Origin of the sequence: Paenalicyclobacillus ferrooxydans (assembly GCF_001399675.1) — a bacterium.
Lineage (GTDB): Bacteria > Bacillota > Bacilli > Alicyclobacillales > Alicyclobacillaceae > Alicyclobacillus_B > Alicyclobacillus_B ferrooxydans.
Window position 1 is genome coordinate 1 of record NZ_LJCO01000095.1, and the last position, 1,193, is coordinate 1,193.

Annotated in this window: 1 protein-coding gene; it reads right to left on the reverse strand. The window is 51.8% G+C overall.

Annotation, left to right across the window (positions count from 1 at the left end; translation table 11 throughout):
- Positions 1-194: 194 nt before the first annotated feature.
- Positions 195-1,085 (reverse strand): FUSC family protein, encoded by an 891-nt coding sequence (locus tag AN477_RS20755; protein ID WP_083486533.1) that lies wholly within the window; start codon positions 1,083-1,085, stop codon positions 195-197.
- Between the last annotated feature and the right edge of the window lie 108 nt (positions 1,086-1,193).

Consider the following 1,193-nt stretch of genomic DNA (forward strand, 5'->3'; position numbering starts at 1 on the left):
CATTTTTCCGTCTGGTAATTCCCCCACCGCGCAACTGAACTGGTTTACGGCATTAATCTCCAAAGATCTCCGAGCTACGAAGTATTAATTCGAATTTCCGCTTTACGATCACTTGTGATACGGTTCACCGTAATGCCTTGATATGCTCTCAAATCCGACAGAGCTCTTTAAAATCTTGTTTAAGTATCTTCGCGTTACAGCGGATCAGCGCAATCTGCCTCCAGGTCGTACAAGACTCGCTGCATATGCACAAGTATGCGTGTAACCGGGTCAGCAATCGGCTCGTTCAGTTGAACCGGAATTGGGGCGGACAGCGCCGGGTCCGTCTGCTTTCGCGAGTTCTGCTGCGGTGCCTCCTTCAGGCGGACCGTTGCTCTGGCGAGATCTTGGCAAATCGCCGCCAAGGCACCTCTACTCACTGTAACGGATGCACGTAGAGCGACCGCAAGGGCGCGCACATCGGTAATCAGCAACGCGTAGAGAGCGAGTCGGTGGCGAACAACCGGACTGCTCGCTCCAATGAACGGCCGAGTAAACGGTCGACTGAGGAGTAACAACTGTTGCAATCGGTTGTCAACGGTGCGTGACAGCATCTCCAAATCTTGTACTGAAACCGAGCCATCCGCAATTCGGTCACCAGCCCTGCGCAAAAACTCCGCCACGTCTGACAGCAGGTTATCTCTCGCTGTGCGGATGGTGTCCCGCGTAGACAAAGGCACAACAGCCAGGGCCGCAATGAATCCAGCGGCCGCCCCAATTGCCGTCTCCTCAAGGCGCAAAAGCAGAAGTCCAGTTGAAAATTCATGCAAGATGCTGTACAGCTGCCCAATGATAATCGTGAGAAAGAAAATCATGTAAGCGTAAGAGATTCGAAAGAGATAAAATCCCCAGAAGATGCATATCACGATGACAACGACAACCCGAATTCCGTGACCTGCCGTCAATTCAGCTACCCAGACCGCCGCCACCAGGCCGGCGAAAGTGCCGCTTACGCGGTTAAAGCCTTTCATAAACGTCTCTGTGCGGGTCGCTGTGCCTGCGAACATGATAAATGATGCAATCACGGCCCAATAACATTCCTGTATACGTTAGTGAATAGGGTTTGTAGAAATAATAGAGCCTCGCTACGATGAGTGTGTGCCGGGTCATTGCCCTAAAGAACTCATGTAGGAGGCGCTAATATGAAGTCTAGA